Origin of the sequence: Stenotrophomonas sp. 3diitr2024, assembly GCF_042136455.1 — a bacterium.
GTDB classification, from domain to species: domain Bacteria; phylum Pseudomonadota; class Gammaproteobacteria; order Xanthomonadales; family Xanthomonadaceae; genus Stenotrophomonas; species Stenotrophomonas sepilia.
Genome location: NZ_JBHHMJ010000543.1, coordinates 1 through 1637, shown reverse-complemented (window position 1 = coordinate 1637; position 1637 = coordinate 1). Strand labels below are relative to the sequence as shown.

The following is a 1637-nucleotide window of genomic DNA, read 5'->3' as shown; positions in this document are numbered from 1 at the left end:
GGTTGCGGGGGGCCAGATCAGTCCGCGGCATGGATGCTGCGGCCAAGCCCCCATGGACGGGTTAACGGCGTCCCCCGCAACCGGACCCACCCCGGCATCCCTCAGTAGCCCGGCTTTTGACGTTGCTGTTGAGGTTGCCGGCCAGCGGCCGGCACTACCGCAGGTGCAGGGTGCAACCCTGCAAAAGAAACACCACCCTACGCCAGCGTCGGTTGTGCATTCGGCCCCCGCGCACTACGATCCTGCGGTTCGCGCGCGTGCGCGCCCTTACTCCTGCTGAGCGCCCCGCGCGCCGCATCTGCCAACCCGAGGTATCCATGGTCATCAAACCGCGCGTCCGCGGCTTCATCTGCGTCACCACCCACCCGACCGGCTGCGAGGCCGCGGTCAAGCAGCAGATCGACTACATCCGTGCGCGCCCGCCGATCCAGAACGGTCCCAAGCGTGTGCTGGTGATCGGCGCGTCCACCGGCTACGGCCTGGCCGCACGCATCACCGCTGCCTTCGGCAGTGGTGCTGCCACCCTCGGCATCTTCTTCGAACGCCCGGGCAGCGAGACCAAGCCGGGTACCGCGGGCTGGTACAACTCGGCCGCGTTCCACAAGTACGCCGACGAAGCCGGCCTGTACGCCAAGAGCATCAATGGCGATGCCTTCTCCGATGAAGTGAAGGCGAAGACCATCGAAATGATCAAGGCCGATCTGGGCCAGGTCGACCAGGTTGTCTACAGCCTGGCAGCGCCGCGCCGCAAGCACCCGAAGACTGGCGAGATCATCAGCTCCACGTTGAAGCCGATCGGCGAGCCGATCACCCTGCGCGGGCTGGATACCGACAAGGAAGTGATCACCGAGACCACCCTGCAGCCGGCCACTCCGGAAGAAATCGCCGGCACCGTCGCGGTGATGGGCGGCGAGGACTGGCAGATGTGGATCGATGCGCTGGCCGATGCCGGGGTGCTGGCCAATGGTTGTACCACCACGGCCTTCACCTACGTGGGCGAAGAGATCACCCAGGCGATCTACTGGAATGGCTCGATCGGCGCGGCCAAGAAGGACCTGGACACCAAGGTGCTGGGCCTGCGCGAAAAGCTGGCGAAAATCGGCGGCGACGCACGCGTGTCGGTGCTGAAGGCCGTCGTGACCCAGGCCAGCTCGGCCATTCCGACCATGCCGCTGTACCTGTCGCTGCTGTTCAAGGTGATGAAGGAAAAGGGCACCCACGAAGGCTGCGTCGAGCAGCTCGACGTGCTGTACGACATCCTTTACGGCGGCAAGTCCGATGGCGTGGCGGTCGATCGCCTGCGCCACGACCTGGTCGATGGCGACGGCCACACCGTCGCGCTGGTCGATGAGGAAGGCCGCCTGCGTGCGGACTACAAGGAAATGGCCGCAGACGTGCAGGGCAAGGTGGTCGCGCTGTGGCCACAGGTGACCAACGAGAACCTGTACGAAATCAGCGACCTGGCCGGTTACAAGGCCGACTTCCTGCGTCTGTTCGGTTTTGGCGTGGAGGGCGTCGACTACGAGGCCGACGTCAACCCGGACGTGAAGATCGGCAACCTGGTCGACATGACCTGATCAGGCAGAAGGCCGGCGAAAGCCGGCCTTCTGGTTTGGTAGTGCCCGGGGGGGGGGGGG

Annotated in this window: 1 protein-coding gene; it reads left to right on the top strand. The window is 65.4% G+C overall.

From position 1 onward, the window contains the following. Positions 1-317 precede the first annotated feature (317 nt). The gene (fabV, locus tag ABGA94_RS13930) at positions 318-1577 is read left to right on the top strand and encodes an enoyl-ACP reductase FabV (RefSeq protein ID WP_134955634.1); all 1260 of its coding nucleotides are present in this window, start codon (positions 318-320) and stop codon (positions 1575-1577) included. Positions 1578-1637 lie beyond the last annotated feature (60 nt).

Bases quoted from the DNA above. Each gene is read 5' to 3' on its own strand.
- fabV (WP_134955634.1), top strand. From the start codon at position 318: ATGGTCATCAAACCGCGCGTCCGCGGCTTCATCTGCGTCACCACCCAC.